Origin of the sequence: Streptomyces sp. NPDC098101 (assembly GCF_044760185.1) — a bacterium.
In the GTDB taxonomy this organism is placed as follows: Bacteria; Actinomycetota; Actinomycetes; order Streptomycetales; family Streptomycetaceae; genus Streptomyces.
This window is the reverse complement of the sequence record NZ_JBIWAS010000002.1, coordinates 948,433-966,767: the sequence shown is the minus strand read 5'-3', so window position 1 is coordinate 966,767 and position 18,335 is coordinate 948,433. Positions and strand designations below refer to the sequence as shown.

The 18,335-nt window shown below is 74.6% G+C and carries 16 protein-coding genes; 8 read left to right on the top strand and 8 right to left on the bottom strand.

Annotated features, from left to right (window positions below; translation table 11 throughout):
* Positions 1 to 284: 284 nt before the first annotated feature.
* From ACIQVI_RS11400 to ACIQVI_RS11390, 3 genes are read left to right on the top strand one after another with little or no spacing between them, the layout of a single operon-like run.
* Positions 285 to 1,304 carry an AAA family ATPase gene (locus ACIQVI_RS11400; RefSeq protein ID WP_403593984.1) on the top strand — a complete coding sequence of 340 codons (1,020 nt, stop codon included), beginning with the start codon at positions 285 to 287 and terminating at the stop codon, positions 1,302 to 1,304.
* The gene (locus ACIQVI_RS11395) at positions 1,304 to 2,656 is read left to right on the top strand and encodes a DUF58 domain-containing protein (protein ID WP_351972570.1); all 1,353 of its coding nucleotides are present in this window, start codon (positions 1,304 to 1,306) and stop codon (positions 2,654 to 2,656) included. Before ACIQVI_RS11400 ends, ACIQVI_RS11395 begins: the two co-directional genes overlap by 1 nt.
* On the top strand, positions 2,653 to 5,148 hold the full coding sequence (locus ACIQVI_RS11390) for a DUF3488 and DUF4129 domain-containing transglutaminase family protein (protein WP_403593980.1): 2,496 nt from the start codon (positions 2,653 to 2,655) through the stop codon (positions 5,146 to 5,148). Before ACIQVI_RS11395 ends, ACIQVI_RS11390 begins: the two co-directional genes overlap by 4 nt.
* Before the next feature lie 169 nt (positions 5,149 to 5,317).
* Here the strand turns inward: ACIQVI_RS11390 and ACIQVI_RS11385 are convergent, their stop codons facing one another.
* The 3 genes from ACIQVI_RS11385 to ACIQVI_RS11375 form a co-directional block, all read right to left on the bottom strand.
* Complete coding sequence (locus ACIQVI_RS11385) at positions 5,318 to 5,719, bottom strand: DUF3040 domain-containing protein (RefSeq protein ID WP_121832512.1); 402 nt, start codon at positions 5,717 to 5,719, stop codon at positions 5,318 to 5,320.
* 272 nt (positions 5,720 to 5,991) lie between these two features.
* The gene (locus ACIQVI_RS11380; protein ID WP_403593977.1) at positions 5,992 to 6,780 is read right to left on the bottom strand and encodes a class I SAM-dependent methyltransferase; all 789 of its coding nucleotides are present in this window, start codon (positions 6,778 to 6,780) and stop codon (positions 5,992 to 5,994) included.
* A 66-nt stretch (positions 6,781 to 6,846) separates the two neighbouring features.
* Positions 6,847 to 7,365 carry an SAV_6107 family HEPN domain-containing protein gene (locus ACIQVI_RS11375; protein ID WP_351973867.1) on the bottom strand — a complete coding sequence of 173 codons (519 nt, stop codon included), beginning with the start codon at positions 7,363 to 7,365 and terminating at the stop codon, positions 6,847 to 6,849.
* Between the two features lie 164 nt (positions 7,366 to 7,529).
* Between ACIQVI_RS11375 and ACIQVI_RS11370 the strand changes: the two genes are divergently transcribed.
* The 5 genes from ACIQVI_RS11370 (at position 7,530) to ACIQVI_RS11350 (ending at position 13,792) form a co-directional block, all read left to right on the top strand.
* Complete coding sequence (locus ACIQVI_RS11370) at positions 7,530 to 8,570, top strand: ATP-binding cassette domain-containing protein (protein WP_403593974.1); 1,041 nt, start codon at positions 7,530 to 7,532, stop codon at positions 8,568 to 8,570.
* A complete protein-coding gene (locus tag ACIQVI_RS11365; protein WP_403593971.1) occupies positions 8,542 to 10,629 on the top strand; it encodes a YhgE/Pip family protein in 2,088 nt (695 codons plus the stop codon). The genes ACIQVI_RS11370 and ACIQVI_RS11365 overlap by 29 nt, the downstream gene beginning before the upstream one ends.
* Positions 10,630 to 10,672: 43 nt before the next feature.
* Positions 10,673 to 11,284 carry a TetR/AcrR family transcriptional regulator gene (locus tag ACIQVI_RS11360; protein WP_351973870.1) on the top strand — a complete coding sequence of 204 codons (612 nt, stop codon included), beginning with the start codon at positions 10,673 to 10,675 and terminating at the stop codon, positions 11,282 to 11,284.
* A 388-nt stretch (positions 11,285 to 11,672) separates the two neighbouring features.
* Positions 11,673 to 12,311: a DUF4126 domain-containing protein gene (locus ACIQVI_RS11355; protein WP_403593968.1), complete on the top strand. Its 639-nt coding sequence runs from the start codon at positions 11,673 to 11,675 to the stop codon at positions 12,309 to 12,311.
* Between the two features lie 44 nt (positions 12,312 to 12,355).
* The gene (locus ACIQVI_RS11350; protein WP_403593965.1) at positions 12,356 to 13,792 is read left to right on the top strand and encodes a phytoene desaturase family protein; all 1,437 of its coding nucleotides are present in this window, start codon (positions 12,356 to 12,358) and stop codon (positions 13,790 to 13,792) included.
* Between the two features lie 49 nt (positions 13,793 to 13,841).
* Here the strand turns inward: ACIQVI_RS11350 and ACIQVI_RS11345 are convergent, their stop codons facing one another.
* The 5 genes from ACIQVI_RS11345 to ACIQVI_RS11325 all read right to left on the bottom strand — a co-directional run bounded on the left by ACIQVI_RS11345 (position 13,842) and on the right by ACIQVI_RS11325 (position 18,245).
* Entirely contained in the window at positions 13,842 to 14,672 is an 831-nt protein-coding gene (locus ACIQVI_RS11345) for a hypothetical protein (protein ID WP_403593963.1), read from the bottom strand.
* 54 nt (positions 14,673 to 14,726) lie between these two features.
* Positions 14,727 to 15,644: a methylenetetrahydrofolate reductase [NAD(P)H] gene (gene metF, locus ACIQVI_RS11340; RefSeq protein WP_121832521.1), complete on the bottom strand. Its 918-nt coding sequence runs from the start codon at positions 15,642 to 15,644 to the stop codon at positions 14,727 to 14,729.
* 126 nt (positions 15,645 to 15,770) lie between these two features.
* Positions 15,771 to 16,424, bottom strand: a complete 654-nt coding sequence (gene thiE, locus ACIQVI_RS11335) for a thiamine phosphate synthase (RefSeq protein ID WP_403593959.1) — start codon at positions 16,422 to 16,424, stop codon at positions 15,771 to 15,773.
* Positions 16,425 to 16,622: 198 nt separating this feature from the next.
* The gene (locus tag ACIQVI_RS11330) at positions 16,623 to 16,988 is read right to left on the bottom strand and encodes an Rv2175c family DNA-binding protein (RefSeq protein WP_121833853.1); all 366 of its coding nucleotides are present in this window, start codon (positions 16,986 to 16,988) and stop codon (positions 16,623 to 16,625) included.
* Between the two features lie 42 nt (positions 16,989 to 17,030).
* Entirely contained in the window at positions 17,031 to 18,245 is a 1,215-nt protein-coding gene (locus ACIQVI_RS11325) for an NAD(P)/FAD-dependent oxidoreductase (protein ID WP_403593954.1), read from the bottom strand.
* Positions 18,246 to 18,335: the final 90 nt, after the last annotated feature.

The following is an 18,335-nucleotide window of genomic DNA, read 5'->3' as shown; positions in this document are numbered from 1 at the left end:
CGTCGGACATTCCGGACGGCTCACTCGTTCGGGGTGCGGCTCTCCCTCCTGTGGGTCAGCTCACAGAGAGGCCCGTTGACGCTCCCCGCCCTTCCCGGGGCGGTGAGCGCGGAGCCGCGCCGCCGACCGGGTTTAACGGTCGAAACTCCGGCATTTCCTCCGTACTTGCCGGCAGCCGAGTGACACGACCCGGCCGGGCCAACAAGAATGCCCGGGTGGACACCCCCCGACCCATCCCACCGGGGGCAGGTGTCCGTGTGTTTCGGAAGGCCGAGGAGGGCCGGGTGACGACCTATGACGATCGAGCGAGCCTCACTGATCTGACCGCCACTGTGGAGCGCGTCCGCAGATCGGTGGAGAGTGTGATCGAGGGCAAGCCCGAGGTCGTACGGCTTTCGCTGACCGTACTGCTCGCCGAGGGGCACCTCCTCATCGAGGACGTGCCCGGCGTCGGCAAGACCATGCTGGCCAAGACCCTGGCCCGGTCCATCGACTGCTCGGTGCGCCGCATCCAGTTCACCCCCGACCTGCTGCCCTCGGACGTCACGGGCGTGTCGATCTTCGACCAGCAGCGCCGGGAGTTCGAGTTCAAGCCGGGCGCGATCTTCGCCCAGATCGTGATCGGCGACGAGATCAACCGCGCCTCGCCGAAGACGCAGTCCGCGCTCCTGGAGTCCATGGAGGAGCGGCAGGTCACCATCGACGGACAGACGTACGAACTGCCCAACCCGTTCATGGTCGTGGCCACCCAGAACCCGGTCGAGATGGAGGGCACCTATCCGCTGCCCGAGGCCCAGCGCGACCGCTTCATGGCCCGGGTCTCCATCGGCTACCCGAGCGCCGAGGCCGAGTTCCAGATGCTCGACGTGCACGGCTCGGTCTCCCCGCTGGACGACCTCCAGCCGGTGGCCCACGCCCACGACGTGCTCAAGCTGATCGAGGCGGTGCGCGCGGTGCACGTCGCCGACGCCGTGCGCCGGTACGCGGTCGACCTCGTCGCCGCCACCCGCACCCACCCCGACCTGCGGCTCGGCGCCTCCCCCCGGGCCACGCTCCACCTGCTGCGGGCCGCCCGGGCCTCCGCCGCGCTCAGCGGCCGCGAGTACGTGCTGCCCGACGACCTCCAGGCCCTCGCCGCGCCCGTCCTCGCCCACCGGCTGCTGCCGACGGCACAGGCCCAGCTGAACCGGCGGACCGCCGAGCAGGTCGTCCAGGACATCCTGCAGCGCACCCCCGTACCGGCCTCGGCCCCGCCCGCCGGGCCGCTCTACGGCCAGCAGCAGCCCGGCGCCCGGCGGCTGTGATGACGAGCCCCGCCGTGCCGGACGGGCGGCCGGACGACGACGGGCGGGGCGGGCTGCGGGCCGCCCTGAGCGGCCTCACCACCCGCGGCCGGTCCTTCCTCGCCGCCGGGGTGGCCGCCGCCGTCTGCGCGTACGTCCTCGGCCAGGCCGACCTGCTGCGGGTCGGGCTGCTGCTCGCCGTCCTGCCGCTGGTCTGCGTCCTCGTGCTGCACCGGACCCGCTACCGGGTCGCGACCTCGCGCCTGCTCGTCCCCCAGCGGGTGGAGACGGGCACCGAGGCCCGGGTCCAGCTGCGGATGGAGAACGTCTCCAAGCTGCCCACCGGCCTGCTCATGCTCCAGGACCACGTGCCGTACATGCTGGGGTCCCGGCCCCGGTTCGTCCTCGACCGGGTCGAGGCGGGCGGGCGGCGCGAGGTGTCCTACCGGGTCCGCTCGGACCTGCGCGGCCGCTTCCCGCTCGGGCCGCTCCAGCTGCGGCTGAGCGACCCCTTCGGGATGTGCGAGCTGACGCGTTCCTTCAGCGCGTACGACACCCTGACCGTGGTGCCCAGGACCGAGGCGCTGCCGCCGGCCGGGCTCTTCGGCGAGGCCGCCGGGTACGGCGAGGGGCAGCAGCGGGCGCTCGCCCTCTCCGGCGACGACGACGTCATCCCCCGCGCCTACCGGCACGGCGACGACCTGCGCCGGGTGCACTGGCGCTCCACCGCCCGCTACGGCGAGCTGATGGTCCGGCGCGAGGAGCAGCCGCAGCGGGCCCGCTGCACCGTCCTCCTCGACACCCGCGGGGTCGCCTACCGGGGCACGGGCCCCGACTCCGCCTTCGAGTGGGCGGTCTCCGGGACCGCGTCCGCGCTCGTCCACATGCTGGAGCGCGGCTACACGGTCCGGCTGCTGACCGACACCGGCAGCGCGGTTCCCGGCGAGGGCGCCGAGGGCTTCGGCGGCTCGGTGCAGGACCCGGCCGACTCGGCCGGTCTGATGATGGACACCCTCGCGGTCGTCGACCACTCCGAGGGGGCCGGTCTCTCGCGCGCCTCGGACGTGCTGCGGGCCGGCGGCGACGGGCTGCTCGTCGCCTTCCTCGGCGACCTCGACGAGGAGCAGGCCGCGCTCGTCGCCCGGATGCGGGGGCGGACCGGCGCGGCCGTCGCCTTCGTCCTGGACTCCGGCTCCTGGCTGACCGGCGGTTCGGTGTCCGGGGCGGTCGAGAAGCGGCTGCGGCAGCTGCGCGAGGCGGGCTGGACGGCGCTCGCCGTGCCGCCCGGGGCGCGGCTCGCCGACCTGTGGCAGCAGGCGGCCGGCGTCCGCGCGGCGACCGCCGCCGACACCACCTACGGAGGATGGGCATGAGCGGGCGCGCACGGCTGACGCTGGCCTCCTGGGCCGCCACCCTGATGGCGGCCGGGGCCCTGCTCCCGCTGGTCAAGCCGGCCACCTGGATCTTCACGGCGGCCTTCGTGCTGGCCCTGGTGAGCGGGGCGGGCGCGCTGGCCCGGCGGGTGCCGTCGGTCCGGCCGCTGCCCCTCCTCGCCCAGACCGCGGTCGCGCTGCTCGCGCTGACCGCGATCTTCGCCCGCGAGCAGGCGGTCCTCTGGATCTTCCCCGGGCCCAGGGCCGTGACGTACGCCGCCGAGCTGTTCCGGGCGGGCGCCGAGGACGTCGGCCGGTACGCGGTTCCCGCGCCGGACACCGAGGGCATCCGGCTCATGCTGGTCGGCGGCGTGGTCGTGATCGGGCTCCTGGTGGACGTCCTCGCGGTCACCTTCCGCAAGGCGGCCCCGGCCGGTCTGCCGCTGCTGGCCCTGTACTCGGTGGCGGCCGGCCTCTCCGGCGGCGGCGCGGGCTGGCTGTGGTTCCTCCTGGCGGGCGCCGGCTATCTGCTGCTGCTCCTGGCCGAGGGCCGGGACCGGCTCTCGCAGTGGGGGCGGGTCTTCGGCGCCGCGCAGCGCACGGGCCGGCCCGGGACCACCGTCGGCAGCGGCGGCCAGGCCTTCGCGCCGGTCCGCACCGGGCGCCGGATCGGGGCCGTGGCCCTGGGGGTCGCGCTGGTGGTGCCGTTCGCGCTGCCCGGTCTGGGCGGCGGCCTCCTCCTCGGCGGCGGCGACGGCGAGGGCTCCGGGGGCACCGGCAAGGGCGGCACGATCTCCACCGTGAACCCGCTGGTCTCCCTCCAGGACGACCTGCGCCAGCAGGAGGACCGGGAGGTCCTGCGCTACCGGACCAACGCCGTCGACAACAGCGGCATGTACCTGCGGCTCGTCGCGCTCGACCAGTTCGACGGCCTGTCCTGGAAGTCCTCGGTCCGCCCGATCGTGGACGTGCCGGAGCGCCTGCCGTGGCCGGACGGGCTCGCGCAGGGCGTCCGGGTCACCGAGGTGACCGGGAACTTCGTCGCCTCCGAGAACTACGAGCAGAAGTGGCTGCCCATGCCGTACCCGGCCGCCCGGGTCGACGTGGAGGGGCGCTGGCGGTACGAGCCGGCCGGCCGGATGCTGGTCGGCGACGACAAGCAGACCACCCGGGGCGCCCGCTACCAGGTCGCCAGCCTGGACGTGCAGCCGACGGCGGAGCAGCTGGCCGCCGCCGGACCGGCCCCGGAGGAGCTGCGCCGCGAGTACACCAAGGTGCCCGCGTCGCTGCCGGCCGACGTGCGGACGACGGCCCGGGAGGTGACCGGGGGCGCGCGCAACGACTACGAGCGGGCCGTGAAGCTCCAGGACTGGTTCGCCCGGGACGGCGGCTTCCGCTACGACGTGGACGTGCGGTCCGGCACCGGGGTGCAGGCGGTCTCCCGCTTCCTGAAGGACAAGCAGGGCTTCTGCGTCCACTTCTCCTTCTCGATGGCGGCGATGGCCCGCTCGCTGGGGATCCCGGCCCGGGTGGCCGTGGGCTTCATGCCGGGCACGCCGCAGAGCGACGGATCGGTGTCGGTCGGCATCCGGGACGCGCACGCGTGGCCGGAGCTGTACTTCGAGGGGGCGGGCTGGACGCGGTTCGAGCCGACCCCGGCGCGGGGCTCCACCCCCTCGTACGCCCGGGAGGCCACGCCCTCGGGTTCGGCCACCGGACCCGCGCAGCCGCAGCCGAGCGTCTCGGCGCAGCCGTCCGCCGCGCCGAGCGCCTCGGAGAGCTGCACGCCGCAGATGCGCCGGCTCGGCGACTGCGGTCCTGAGCCGGCGGCGGCCGGGGCGTCCTCGGACGGTTCGGGCCCGGACCCGCTGGCGACGACCCTGATCTCCCTGGGCGTGGTGCTGGTCCTGGTCCTGCCGCTGCTTCCGCTGTTCTGGCGGACCCGGGCCCGCGCCCGGCGACTCGGTCCCGCCGGGTCGGAGGACGGGGACGGGGAGGGGACGGTTCCGCCGTCCGGACCCGTGCCCGTGGACGGGCGGTCCGGGCGGGTCGCGACGCGGGGCGCCGGGGGGACGGCGGCGCGGACGCTCGCGGTCTGGCGGGAGATCAACGACACGGCCTGGGACTACGGGGTCGAGCCGGACGAGTCGCAGACGCCGCGCGGGACGGCGGCGCGGATCGTACGCCTGGGCGAGCTGAGCGGCGAGCCCGCCGACGCGGTGCACCGGGTGGCGCGGGCGGTGGAGGAGGTGCTGTACGCGCCCCGGCCGCAGCCGGTTCCGGGGCTGGCCGAGGAGGCCGGGCGGGTCCGGGCGGGCTTCCACGCGGGCGCGGACCGGGTCACCCGCCTCCGTGCGCTCCTCGCGCCCCGGTCGGCGGTCCGGGTCCGCTGGGCGGTCTCGGCCCGCTGGGCTTCGACGGCGGCCCGCTGGTCGGACCGGCGTCACGCCCTGACGGCCCGCTTCCGCCGGGCGCCGCACGGGGCGGGCTGAGAGAGCGGAAAGAAAAAAAGGGGGGCGAGGTCCTTTCGGACCTCGCCCCTCTTCGTGTTGCTCACGGTCCCGCGACACGGACGAGCCCCGCGGGGCCGCTGTGCTCGGGAGCGCGGCTCTGCGGGGCTCGGTTACGTCGGAGGGGGCGGGGCTTCCGCTCAGGGGGCCGTCAGTGGCCGCCGCCCTGTTCGTCGCGGCGGCGCTGCCACCGCTCTTCGATCCGGTTCATCATGGGGCGTCGCTGCCGGGTCTGACGGCCGCCAGCCGTCGTTCCACCCGCAGGCTGCTGCTCACCCGGCTTCGGCGCCTTGCGCCATCCGGTGACCGCCAGGACCGCGCAGCCCAGCATGACGAGGAATCCCACCACGCTGATCCAGATCTGCTGTGCGACCATTCCGGCCATGAGGAGCGCGATACCCACCAGGAAGCCGGCGACTGCCTGGTAAACCCGTCGCCGGGTGTACGTACGCAGTCCGCTTCCCTCGAGCGCTGTCGCGAACTTGGGATCTTCGGCGTACAGCGCTCGCTCCATCTGCTCGAGCATTCGCTGCTCGTGCTCCGAGAGCGGCACGGAGTCCTCCTAGTCGTCGGTCGCGGGGGCGACCGGTTTGCGGCCCTTTCAGGATAGGCAGGGAATCGCCCCCGTGAAACCCGCCCACAATGCCGAATAGCCAATCCGGGCCGCCATGCGGATCGGTTGCTGAGGCGTTGATTCCCCGGGCCCCCGTCCGTCATGCCGGATGGTGTCCCCCGATCATACGGGGCCGGGGCCCGGACCGGGCGTGCTGTGGCGTACTCCATGGAGCGCCGTGGCCCGCACCGCCGAACGGGTGACCTCCCGGATCAGGCCCGCTTCTCGCCGAGGACGTGCAGCTGGGTGGCGACGGCGTGGAAGGAGGGCAGCTCCGCGGCGGCCGCCTCGAGACGGAGGAGGGCCTCGGCCGCGCCCGGCTCGGTGTCGACGAGGACGCCGGGGACGAGGTCGGCGAAGACCCGGACGCCGTGCACGGCGCCGACCTCCAGGCCGGCCCCGTCGGCCAGCTCGGCGAGCTGCTCGGCGGTGAAGCGCCGGGGCACGGGGTCGCCCGCGCCCCAGCGGCCCGCCGGGTCGGTGAGCGCGTGCCGGGCCTCGGTGAAGTGCCCGGCGAGGGCGCGGGCCAGGACGGCGCCGCCGACCCCGGCGGCGAGCAGGCTGAGGCTGCCGCCGGGGCGGAGCGCGGCGACCGCGTTGCGCACGCCCTCGGCGGGGTCGTCGACGTACTCCAGGACGCCGTGGCAGAGCACGGCGTCGTAGCCCTCGCGCCCGACCACGTCGAAGAGGCCCCGGACGTCGCCCTGGACGCCGGTGACGAGGTCGGCGACGCCGGCCTCGGCGGCCCGGCGCTCCAGCGCGAAGAGCGCGTTGGGACTGGGGTCGACGACGGTGACCCGGTGGCCGAGGCGGGCCACCGGGACCGCGAAGTTGCCGGAGCCGCCGCCCGTGTCGAGGACGTCGAGACCGTCCTTCCCGGTGGCCTCGACCCGGCGGTCCAGGGCGTCCTTGAGGACGTCCCAGACGACGGCGGTGCGCAGGGAGGCGCGCGACGGGCGTGAGGTCGCCTCTCGTCCGAAGGCGGGGGAAGGGTCCGGCACGGCTGTTGACTCCTCGGTGACGGGTACGGACCTCCCCACCCTATGGCCTCGCTCCCGCCTTTCGGATCATCCTCCCGCGTCGTCGCTCCCGGGGCTGCGGGGCAGCACCGGCTGGAGGGCGAGGAGCCGCTCGACCAGGCGGGAGAAGTACTCGGCGTCCCTGAGGAGGTCGTCGGCCTCCCTCGGGGTGGCCGCGCTGATGATGCCCGCCTCGGCGCGGGCCCGGCGCGGCGCCCCGGCGGCGAAGTGGGCGCTCCACTCGGTCAGCTCGGGCGCCAGCTCGGCGAGCAGCTCCCAGGCGGTGCGTATCCGCTCCTTGCGCCGGGGTACGGGGTCGGGGGTGCCCCGGGCGGCGAGCACCGCGGCGGCGGCGCGCAGGGCGGCGAGGTGGGCGGTGGCGTAGCGCTCGTGGGGGCGGTCGAGGGCGGCGGCCTCGGTGAGCCCGGCACGGGCCTTGGCGAGGAGGTCGAGGGCGGCGGGCGGGGCGGCGGTGCGGCGGGAGACGGGGTGGATGTCGGACGCGGGTCCGGAGTGCGCGGGGACCGGGTGGCGCCGGGGTGCGGCTGCTGCGGATGGACGTGCCATGACGAAGCCTCCTGTCGTCGCGTGACGGCGCTGTGGCCGTATGTGTCCATCGTGCCCACTCCCACTGACAATCACGCTGACCTGCGGTTTTGCGAAGGGCCCGGCACGGGGGTAACTTTTGGACTGACTGGTCAGTTCAAAAATGGGGAGTGGGGGGTGAGTCCGTGGGCGCGGAAGCAGAGGAACAGCCGCACGGCGCCGCCGTCGTCGCGGACGGCTTCGGACTGAAGGGGCCGCGGGGCTGGGCCTTCCGGAAGGTGTCCTTCCGGGCGGAGCCGGGCACGCTGGTGGCGATCGAGGGGCCGTCGGGCTCGGGGCGCACCTGTCTGCTCCTCGCGCTCACCGGCCGGATGAAGGCCAAGGAGGGGCGCGCCGAGGTCGGCGGCCTGCCGCTGCCCCGGAAGATGGCCGCGGTGCGCCGGATCAGCGCGCTGGGCCAGGTCCCGGGCGTCAACGAGCTCGACCCCGCCTTCACGGTCGCCGAGCACCTGCACGAGCGGGCGCTGCTCCAGCACCGCTTCGACGGTTCCGTACGGGCGCTGCTGCGGCGCCCCGGCACGCGGGCGGCGGAGGCGCGGGCCCGGATCGCGGAGGCCGTGGCGGCCGCGGGGCTCGACCTGGACGCCCTGCCGAAGGGCGGGCGGACCTCCGTACGGGACCTGGAGCGGCTGGAGGCGCTGCGGCTCTCGATCGCCCTCGCCCTGATCGGGCGGCCCCGGCTGCTGGCCGTGGACGACACGGACCTGAAGCTCTCGGACGCGGCCCGGACCGAGGTCTGGACGCTCCTGCGCTCCCTGACCGCCTCCGGGACGACCGTCCTCGCCGTCTGCAGCGAGGCCCCGGAGGGCGCCCTGCGGATCACCACGCTCGCGCCGGAGGAGCCTGCGGAGGAGCCGGACCCCCGGGAGACCCCGGAGGCGCCCGCGCCCCTCGCGGAGAAGGCCGTCGCGGAGAAGGTCCTCGCGGAAGAGCCCGCCGGGGAGAAGGCCCCCGGCAAGGCCACCGCCGAGAAGACCCCCGCGCAGGCCCCCACGGAGAAGACCGCCTCGAAGGTCACCACCGAGAAGGCCGTCACCGCGAAGGCCACCACCGGGCAGGCCACCTCCGAGAAGACCGCCACCGAGAAGACCGCCGGCGCGGGCGACCCCGCGTCCACGACCGAGGAGGGGGCGGCCGATGCGCTCGCCGAAACTGGCCGCTCTTGAGCTGAGGCGCTTCGGCAGGGGCAAGCTGCCGCGCGCCGCGCTCGTCGCCGTCCTACTGCTGCCGCTGCTGTACGGCGCCCTGTACCTGTACTCGTTCTGGGACCCGTACAGCAGGCTCGACAAGATCCCCGTCGCCCTCGTCAACGAGGACCGGGGCGCCACCGCCGACGGCAAGCGGATCAACGCCGGCGACGACATCACGAAGGGGCTCCTGGAGAGCGAGACCTTCGCCTGGCACCGGGTGAGCGACGAGGAGGCGCGCCGGGGCGTCGAGGACGGCACGTACTACCTGTCCCTGACCATGCCCGGCGACTTCAGCACCCGCATCGCCTCCAGCTCCGGCGACTCCCCCGAGACCGGCGCCCTGCGGGTGCGGACGAACGACGCGAACAACTACATCGTCGGGCAGATCTCCCGGACGGTCTTCTCCGAGGTCCGCACCGCCGCCTCCACCAAGTCCTCGCGCACCTTCCTCGACAAGATCTTCATCTCCTTCTCCGACATCCACGACGCCACCGAGAAGGCCGCCAAGGGCGCGGCCGACCTCAAGCAGGGCGTGGACAAGGCCAAGAAGGGCTCCAAGAGCCTGGCGGACGGCCTCGGGGACGCCAAGACCGGCAGCGGCGACCTGGCGGCGGGCCTGAAGAAGCTCGACAAGGGCGCCAAGGACCTGGAGAACGGTTCCCGCAAGGTCGCGACCGGCACGCAGACGCTCGCCGACAAAGTGAACGGCACCGCCGACAAGGTCCGCCCCTACCTGGCGAACAACGGCAAGTCGATCCGCGACACCGCCCGGCTCGTCTCCGACTCGGCCACCGCCGTCCAGCACAACCTCGACGTCCTGGTGAAGCGCGGCCCCCAGCTCCGCACCGCCGCGCACAAGGCCGACGCCGACATGGCCGCGCTGCACCGCGAGGCCTGCGTGGAGGCCCCGGAGCCCGACGACCGGGTGTGCAAGGTCCTGAAGCGGGCCGCGGTCACCGCCGGCGACGTGGCCGTCATCACGGACGACGTGCACGAGCTGACCAAGGACGGCAACGGCGACCTGAAGACCCTGAACGCGCGCCTGGTCACGCTGAAGAAGCAGGCCGACGAGCTGGCCGCCCGCGCGCCGCACCTCGACGAGGACGTCGAGGACGCCATCCGGAAGATCAACGAGCTGAACACGGGCGCCAAGAAGGTCGCGGCGGGCGCGGCGAAGCTGCACACCGGCATCGGCGAGGCGAAGACCGGCTCGGTGAACCTCGACGCGGGCGTCGGCAAGCTCAAGAAGGGTGCCGGCGACCTGGACGGCGGCCTGTTCAAGCTGGCCGACGGCTCCGGCGAGCTGGCCGGCGGGCTGCGCGACGGGGTCGCGCAGATCCCGGACTACGACCAGCAGGCCCGCGACAAGCGCACGGAGGTCATGGCCGACCCGGTGCGGCTCGCCTCCCAATCGATGCACAAGGCGCCGAACTACGGCACCGGTTTCGCCCCGTACTTCATCCCGCTCTCCCTCTGGGTCGGCGCGATGGTCGCGTACATGATCATCCAGCCGCTGAACCGGCGCGCGCTCGCCGCGGGCGGCTCCGCCTGGCGGATCGCGCTCGCGGGCTGGCTGCCGGTGGCGGCGATCGGCCTCCTCCAGGTCGGGGCCCTGATGTCGGTGCTGCACTGGGGCCTCGGCCTCCAGATGGCGCGGGCCGCCGGCACGATCGGCTTCCTCGCCCTGGTCACCTGCTGCTTCACCGCGATCATCCAGTGGTTCAACGCCCGCTTCGGCGCGGCGGGCCGGATCCTGGTGCTCGCGGCCCTGATGCTCCAGCTGACCTCGGCGGGCGGCACGTACCCCGTCCAGACCAGCCCGGCCTTCTTCAACGCGATCCACCCCTTCCTGCCGATGACGTACGTGGTGGAGTCGCTGCGGCGGCTGATCACGGGCGGCGGGCTCGAACCCGTCTGGCAGTCCTGCGCGGTCCTGGCGGCCTTCACCCTGGGCGCCCTGGCCCTGACCGCCGTGTCGGCCCGCAGGCGGCAGGTCTGGACGCTGGACCGGCTCCATCCCGAACTGACCCTGTGAGACAGGGCCGGTACCACCCGTGACACCTGTGAGAATCGACCCCATGGACAGCAGCAGCACCAGACGCCGGGCCACGCGCGCGAAGCTCTACGAGGCGGCCGTCACGCTCATCGCGGAGCAGGGCTTCTCCGCGACGACGGTGGACGAGATCGCCGAGCGGGCCGGCGTGGCCAAGGGCACGGTCTACTACAACTTCAAGAGCAAGACCGAGCTCTTCGAGGAGCTGCTGCGCCACGGGGTGTCGCTGCTCACCGCCTCCCTGCGCACGGCGGCCGAGGAGACCGCCGGGCGCGGCGGGAGCCGGGTCGACGCGCTGGACGCGATGATCCGGGCGGGCCTCGTCTTCATCGACCGCTACCCGGCCTTCACCCAGCTGTACGTGGCCGAGCTCTGGCGCACCAACCGGGCCTGGAACTCCACGCTCCTGGTGGTCCGCCAGGAGGCGGTCGCGGTGGTCGAGGGGGTGCTGCGCGAGGGGGTCGAGGCCGGGGAGCTGAACGAGGAGATCGACGTCCCGCTGACGGCGGCGGCGCTCGTCGGCATGGTCCTCGTGGCGGCGCTCGACTGGCAGGCCTTCCAGAGCGAGCGCTCCCTCGACGACGTGCACGCGGCCCTCTCCCGGCTGCTGCACGGCCGGGTGGGCGGCCGCCACTGACCGGCTTCTCCACGCGCGCGTGGAGACGGAAAAGCGCCCGTACACGCAGAAGCGCCCGTACATACGGAAGCGCCCGTACACGCGGAAGCGCCGTACGCGGAGAACCGCCGGGCACGGAAGAAGCCGGTGCGGTGAGGCTCGATCCCCCCGAGCCTCGCCGCACCGGCTTCCCGTCGTACCCCCGTACCGGAAGGCGCACCCCCGTGCCCCCGTGCCCTCCGTCACCGGCAGGTGCGCGGCCCCGTTCCGCCGCCCCGTGCCGGCGGTTCCGGAGCCGCGCCCCTTCCGTGGTCTCCACTCTCTCCTCCGGGGGCCGCCGGGCCCATCCGCGCGCCTACTCATCTCGCCCCCTAGGTACGGGTACTCAGACCTGGTTACGATCACGGGCGTGTCCGTACTCCCCCTGGTGTTCACCAGCGGCTGGGCGAGCGGGATCAACGCGTACGCGGTGGTCCTGCTGTTCGGCCTCTTCGGCGCGACCGGTCTGACCGACGAGGTGCCCGAGTCCCTGCAGCGCACCGACGTGCTCGTGGTCGCGGGCGTGCTGTTCCTGTGCGAGGCGGTGGCGGACAAGATCCCGTACGTCGACTCGGTGTGGGACTCCGCGCACACCGTGATCCGGCCGGTCGCGGGGGCCGTCGTCGGCGCCCTGCTCGCCGGGCAGGACGGGTCGCTGCCGGAGCTGGCGGCGGCCGCGGTCGGCGGTTCGACGGCCCTCATGAGCCACCTCGTCAAGGCGGGGACGAGGATGGCGGTCAACACCTCGCCGGAGCCGTTCTCGAACATCGGGGTGAGCCTGGCGGAGGACCTCGGCGTGGCGGCGGTCGTCACCTTCGCGATCTTCCATCCGGTGGCGGCGGCGGTCGTCGCGGGCGTCCTGCTGCTGCTCGGCCTGGTCATAGTGGTCTTCCTCGCCCGGCGGATCCGCCGCTTCCTGCGCCGCAGGTCCCAGCGCCGGGAGGAGAGGCGGCTCGCCGCCGGGGCCCGCACCCCGCCCCCGCCCGACGACGGGCCGCGCCGCCCCTGACCTCTCCTCCGGGGCCGTCGGAGGGGCCGGATAGGCTCGCCGGCATGGCACGGATTGTGGTGATCGGCGCGGGACTCGGCGCCATGGCGGCGGCGGCCCGGCTGGCCGTGGCGGGCCACCGGGTGACGGTGTACGAGCGGGGGGCGACACACGGCGGCGCGGTGGGCCGGTACGCGCGCGACGGCTTCGCCTTCGACACGGGCCCGGGGCTGCTGCACCTGCCCGCCGTGTACCGGGACCTGTTCGTGAAGACGGGCAAGGAGCCCCTGGAGCGGTGCGTCACGCTGACGCAGGTCGATCCGGCGGGCCGTCACGTCTTCGCCGACGGCACGCGCGTGGACCTGCCGAACGCCTCCCGGGCCGGCACGGTCGCCGCCCTGGACGCGGCGCTCGGCGCGGGCGCGGGCGAGCGCTGGGGCGCCTTCCTGACGCGGGCCCGCGAGGCCTGGGACCGCACCCGCCGGCCGCTCCTGGAGGAGCCGCAGCCGGCCGACCCGGCGCCGCTCGCCCGCGAGCCGTACCCGGCCCCGAAGGCCGGCCTGCTGCGCCGCCCCACGAGGACGCTGGCCCAGGTGGGGACGCGGGAGCTGCGCGATCCCCGGCTCGCCGCCCTCCTGGACGCGTACGCGTGGTCGTACGGCTTCGACCCGGCCGGCGCCCCGGCCGCGGCCGCCGTCCTGCCGTACATGGAGCAGACCTTCGGCAGCTGGTACGTGGCGGGGGGCCTGCGGGCGCTCGCCGACGCGGTGTACGAGCGGTGCCGGGAGCGGCGGGTGGAGTTCGTCTTCGGCGCGCCGGTGGAGGACGTCCTGGAGAAGGACGGCCGGGCGGCCGGCGTGCGGCTCGCCGGGGGCGAGGAGGTCGCCGCCGACCACGTGGTCTCCGGGGCACCGGTCCCCGCGCTCCACCGCGAGCACGTCGTCGCGTGGGAGCGGGGCGACGAGGACGTGCCGCGCCACCAGGTCCTCGGCACGAGCCGGGTGACGGTCTGTCTGGCCCTGCGCGGCGCCCGGGAGGCGGACGCGGTCCACCGCACGGTCGTGCACGCGGACGGCGGGCGGCCTGCGGTGACCGTGCTGCGGCCGGACGACCCGGCGCTGCGCCCGGACGCGGACCACGAGGCGGTGACGGTCACGGCGACGGTCCGCACGGACCGGGAGCGGGACGGGGAGGCGTTCGCCGACCTGATGGTCGAGGCCGCCGGGCGGGCGGTGCCGGACCTCCGGGAGCGGCTGCTGTGGCGGCACGTCCGCACCCCGGAGGACGTGCGGCGGGACACCGGCGCCGCCGAGGTGCCCGGACCCGCGCTCGCCGGGGCGGGCGGGCGGCTGCTCCCGGCCGGGAACCGCTCGCCGCTGCCGGGCCTGTACTTCGCGGGCGGCTGGTCGCACCCGGGCGGCGGGCTCGCCCACGCGGGCATGTCGGGCGCGCTGGTGGCGGGGCTGATCGTGGAGGGCGCGGACTTCCGCGGCTCGCAGTGAGTTCCCGGGGCCCGGGGCGGGTTGCCGGGCCCGGGCGGGCCCGCGGGCCTCAGTACCGGTACTGCTCCTTGTCGTCCTGGTGCGGCTCGTAGCCGTACGGGCCCGGGGCCTGCTGCTGCGGCTCCGGCTCGGTGTCGCGCTGCTGCGGGACCCAGACCCCGCCGGGCGGGGTGTCGTAGGTGTACGAGGGGGCGTAGGGGTCGCCGTAGTACGTGCCGTACTGCTGGTTGTCCGTGCCCGGGCCGATGTACGGGTCGGAGTAGGCGGCGTACTGCTGCTGCCCGGCGGTCCCGTAGTCGTACCCCTGCTGGGGGGCGGGCTGCTCGTACCCCTGCTCGTATCCCGCCTGTTCGTATCCCGCCGCGTAGGGGGCGTAGGCCGCCGGGTCGTATCCCTGGCCGGCGGCGGGAGCGGCGTCGCGGCCGGTGTCGTAGACCCCGTACTGGCCGGTGTCGTCGGGCATCGGCAGGGGCTCGTAGACCTCCGTGCCCCCGGCGACCGTCTCCGGGCGCTCCCCGGGCCCGTGGTGGGCGGCGTCCGGCTCGTCGTACGAGAGGTCCGTGACCTCCAGGGTGGGTCCGGCCTGGGCCGGCGCGCCGGACCTGCGGCGGCGGCTCGCGCCGGGGTTGCCGCCGATCGCCCAGCCGGTGGAGAAGCCGCGGCGGAACGAGAGCGTCACGTACGTCTGGCCGACGGCGAAGGCGAGCGCGCCGGCGACGATCACCGGGACCGAGGGCAGCAGGACGCCCAGGACCACGAAGAGGAAGCCGCAGAAGGCGAGCACGCGCCAGCGCAGCCGCGCCTTGTACTGGAGGAGCACCTCCCCCAGCAGCCACAGCGCGACCACGCCGAACGCGATGTAGAGGACCGTCCACCCCATGCCCCGCCGCCCCTCTCCACGGTCACCGCCGCGGGTCGGGGCGGGTACGACCGGTCACGACTGCTGGTGCAGTCCGAGATTCTCGTAGATCTCGAGCGTCGCGGTGGAGCTGTTGAGCGTGATGAAGTGCAGCCCGGGGACGCCCTCGGACAGCAGACGCGCGCAGAACTCCGTCGCGAACTCGATACCGATGGAGCGTACAGCGGCGGGATCGTCCTTGACGGCGAGGATGCGGTCTTTCACGCGCGCCGGGAAGGCGGCGTTGCTCAACTGGGGCAGCCGGTCGAGGGTCTTCACGTTCACGACGGGCATGACCTCGGGGATGATCGGGGTCTCGCAGCCCGCCTTGACCGCGCTGTCGCGGAGTCGCAGGTAGTTCTCCGGGTCGAAGAACATCTGGGTGATGGCGTAGTCGGCGCCGGCGCGGCACTTGTCCACGAAGTGCCGGATGTCCGTGTCCCAGTCGGTGGAGCGGGGGTGCATCTCGGGGAAGGCGGCGACGCCGACGCAGAAGTCGCCCGACTCCTTGATCAGCCGGACCAGGTCGGCGGCGTACCGGACCCCCTCGGGGTGCTCGATCCACTCGCCCAGCGGGTCGCCCGGAGGGTCGCCCCGGAGGGCGAGCATGTTGCGGATCCCGGCGTCGGCGTACTGGCCGAGGATGTTGCGCAGCTCGGCGACGGACTGGCCGACGGCCGTGAGGTGCGCGACGGGGGTGAGGGTGCTGTCGGAGGCGATCTTCTGGGTGGCCTTGACGGTGCCGCCCCGGGTGGTGCCGCCGGCGCCGTAGGTCACGGAGACGAAGCTGGGGCCGACCGCCTCGACCCGGCGCATGGCCTTCCAGAGGCTCTGCTCACCCTTCTCGGTCCGGGGCGCGTAGAACTCGAAGGAGTACGACGTGCCGCCGGAGGCGAGGATGTCGCGGACCGTGCGGGCGCGGTCCGAGCGGACGGAAGCGGTACCAAGGGCCATACCGGCAGGTTAGACGGGGTGCGGCGGGCCACGTCCGCCCTGTCCGACTGCTGGACACTTTTTCGGACACATTCCGGACGGCAGGCCCGTGGTCCGTCCGGGTGGTGGACGCGGGCCCGGCGGGCCTCAGTGCCCGGCGCGCTCCCGGACGCGCCCGGCGAGGGCGGCGGTCGCGGCGGCCGGGTCGTCGGCCTCGGTGATCGCCCGGACGACGACGATCCGGCGCGCGCCCGCGTCGAGGACCTCGTCGAGGTTGGTCCCGTCGATGCCGCCGATGGCGAACCAGGGGCGGTCCTGGGCCAGGCCGGCCGCGTACCGCACGAGGTCGAGCCCCGGCGCGTACCGTCCGGGCTTGGTGGGGGTGGGCCAGCAGGGGCCGGTGCAGAAGTAGTCGACGCCGGGTTCGGCGGCGGCCGCGGCCACCTCGGTCTCGGCGTGGCAGGAGCGGCCGACCAGGATCCCGTCGCCGAGGATCGCGCGGGCGGCGGGGACGGGCAGGTCGCCCTGGCCGAGGTGGAGGACGTCGGAGCCGATGGCGTGGGCGACGTCGGCCCGGTCGTTCACGGCGAGGAGCTTGCCGTGGCGGCGCGCCGCCTCGGCGAAGACCGCGAGGTGCTCCAGCTCCTCGGCGGCCTCCATGCCCTTGTCGCGGAGCTGCACGACGTCCACGCCGGAGGAGAGCACGGCGTCGAGGAAGGCGGGCAGGTCGCCCTGGCGCTTCCGGGCGTCGGTGCACAGGTAGAGCCGGGCGTCGGCGAGGCGCTCGCGAGGCGTGGGCATGGGTGGGTTCCCCCCGTCGGTGCCGCGGGCGCCGCGACGGCCGGCCCCCTGGGGGACCGGCCGCCACGACACCCGCGGGTGGTGTCTTCGGTACGTGTCGGACGACGCGCACCGGGCTGTGCGGGGCGTCCGGCCGTGCGGGTCGGGCGGCGCGCGCCGGACCGTGTGCGCCGGACGGCGCGCGTCAGGCCGGGCGCGTCAGACGGCGAGCGCCTGGGCGCGGCGCTTCACCTCCGTGCCGCGGTTCTCGCCGAGCGCCTGCGCGGGCGTGCCCGGCAGGCTCTCGTCCGGAGTGAAGAGCCACTCCAGCATCTCCTCGTCGGTGAAGCCGTCGTCCCGCAGCAGGGTCAGGGTCCCGGAGAGGCCCTTGACGACCTTGTCGCCCTGGATGAAGGCGGCCGGCACCTGCAGCGCGTTGTTCTCTCCGCGGCGCACGGCGATGAGCTGGCCGTCCTTGACCAGCTGCCGCACGCGCGTCACCTCGACATCGAGCATCTCCGCGATGTCGGGCAGGTAGAGCCAGGCGGGGACGAGAGCATCGATCTTTGCGTCAATCTCGGTCACGGGACAAGCCTGCCATCCCGGACCGACAGCCGGTAGTCGGGCCTACTCCACCGCCGCCTTCAGGGGTACCGAGGGATCCGCCGCGCGGGTCGGGTCGAGCCGGGTCGCCGTCTCGATCAGTTTGCGGCCCTGGGCCAGGTCGCGGGGGCGGCCGACGGTGAGGAGGGCCACCGGCGCGCCGGAGCGCAGCCAGAGGACCGACCAGGTCTCGTCCGCCGGGGTGCCGCGCCACAGCAGCTCGTCCGCGCCCGCGTGGTGCCCCGCGTACTGGACGAAGTGCCCGAACTGCTCGGACCAGAAGTACGGCACGGGGTCGTACGGCCCGGGGTCGGCGCCGACGATCGCGGCGGCGACCGTGCGCGGGCCCTGGAGGGCGTTGTCCCAGTGGTGGACGAGGAGGCGCTCGCCGTAGCGGGCGGAGGGGAAGGAGGCGCAGTCCCCGACCGCGTACACGTCGGGCAGGGAGGTGCGCAGCCGGTCGTCGGCGGTGACGGCGCCGCTCGGGTCGAGGGCGATGCCGGAGCCGGCGAGCCAGGCGGTGGCGGGGCGGGCGCCGATGCCGACGACGACGGCCTCGGCGGGCAGTGCGCGGCCGTCGGCGAGGAGGACCCGGCCGGGTTCGACCGCGTCCACGCGCGCGCGGGTGAGGAGTTCGGCGCCGTTCGCCCCGTACCACTCGGCCAGGGGGGCGGCGACCTCGACGGGCAGGACCCCGGCGAGCGGGAGGTCCGCGGCCTCGACGACGGTGACGGCGCAGCCCGCGCCGAGCGCGGCGGTGGCGAACTCGGCACCGATCCAGCCGGCGCCGACGACCACGACGGTGTGGCGGCGCTCCAGGACGGGCCCGAGGCGCACGGCGTCGTCGAGGGTGCGCAGCAGGTGGACGCCGGGGACGCCGTCGGAGCCGGGCAGGGTGAGCGGGTGGGCGCCGGTGGCGATCACCAGGGTGTCGTACGCGACGGGCCCGGCCTCGGTGTCGACCTCGTGGTCGGCGGCGCGCAGTCCGGTGACGTCCACGCCGAGCCGGAGTTCGATGCCGAGGTCCTCGAAGTCGACGTCGAAGGCGGAGTCCTCGGCCTTTCCGAGGAGGACCGCCTTGGAGAGCGGGGGCCGGTCGTAGGGCTGGTGGGGTTCGGCCCCGATGAGGGTGACGGGGCCGGTGAAGCCCTGCTCGCGCAGGGCGACGGCGGTCTGGACGCCCGCCATCCCGGCGCCGACGACCACGACGCGCCGCTGGGTCTGCTTCTGCTCGCTCACACGGTCACCTTACGTACCTGACTTCCCGTCAGGAAGGGCGGGGGGCCGGGCCCCCTCGTGGCACGCGCCCGGCGGAAGCTAGTCTGGCGG

Coding starts and splice junctions, on each gene's coding strand:
- ACIQVI_RS11395 (WP_351972570.1), top strand. CDS start 1,304: ATGACGAGCCCCGCCGTGCCGGACGGGCGGCCGGACGACGACGGGCGG.
- ACIQVI_RS11390 (WP_403593980.1), top strand. CDS start 2,653: ATGAGCGGGCGCGCACGGCTGACGCTGGCCTCCTGGGCCGCCACCCTG.
- ACIQVI_RS11375 (WP_351973867.1), bottom strand. CDS start 7,365: ATGGCACGTCCATCCGCAGCAGCCGCACCCCGGCGCCACCCGGTCCCC.
- ACIQVI_RS11365 (WP_403593971.1), top strand. CDS start 8,542: ATGCGCTCGCCGAAACTGGCCGCTCTTGAGCTGAGGCGCTTCGGCAGG.
- ACIQVI_RS11360 (WP_351973870.1), top strand. CDS start 10,673: ATGGACAGCAGCAGCACCAGACGCCGGGCCACGCGCGCGAAGCTCTAC.
- ACIQVI_RS11350 (WP_403593965.1), top strand. CDS start 12,356: ATGGCACGGATTGTGGTGATCGGCGCGGGACTCGGCGCCATGGCGGCG.
- ACIQVI_RS11345 (WP_403593963.1), bottom strand. CDS start 14,672: ATGGGGTGGACGGTCCTCTACATCGCGTTCGGCGTGGTCGCGCTGTGG.
- metF (WP_121832521.1), bottom strand. CDS start 15,644: ATGGCCCTTGGTACCGCTTCCGTCCGCTCGGACCGCGCCCGCACGGTC.
- thiE (WP_403593959.1), bottom strand. CDS start 16,424: ATGCCCACGCCTCGCGAGCGCCTCGCCGACGCCCGGCTCTACCTGTGC.